Here is a 403-nt window from a genome sequence, read left to right as displayed (position 1 = left end):
GTTATGATTTTATTTGCTGTTTTAATTTTATTTAGAGGTTTAGGAAAAGATTATGATGCTGCAGTAATGGTAGGTGGTTTTATCGGGCATGGTCTTGGTGCAACGCCAAATGCCATGGCAAATTTAGATGTTATTACTAAAAAATATGGAAACTCACCTAAAGCATATTTAGTTGTACCTATTGTTGGTGCATTCTTAATCGATTTAATTGGTGTTATAGTCATTATGGGATTCATTCAATGGTTTAGTTAAACACCAAACTCATAAATAAAAGAGGAGGCCTTCGCCTCCTCTTTTATTTATCCTCGATGTATATTCAAGCTACGTTGTTCTATCCATGACAATATTTCCGGACTAAATACGATTTGTTTTTGTGTTAAGTCGTCAATATTTTTAGCATCTA

Annotated in this window: 1 protein-coding gene; it reads left to right on the top strand. The window is 33.0% G+C overall.

The features are described from left to right. Window positions 1–252: sodium/glutamate symporter (locus AC30CM_RS27265; protein ID WP_490120015.1), on the top strand; the 252-nt coding region annotated here is incomplete at its 5' end. Between the last annotated feature and the right edge of the window lie 151 nt (window positions 253–403).

The organism is Mycobacterium sp. DHQP2018-32-09 (assembly GCF_058148405.1).
The sequence above is the reverse complement of the archived record's forward strand: the minus strand, read 5'-3'. Positions and strand labels throughout refer to the sequence as shown.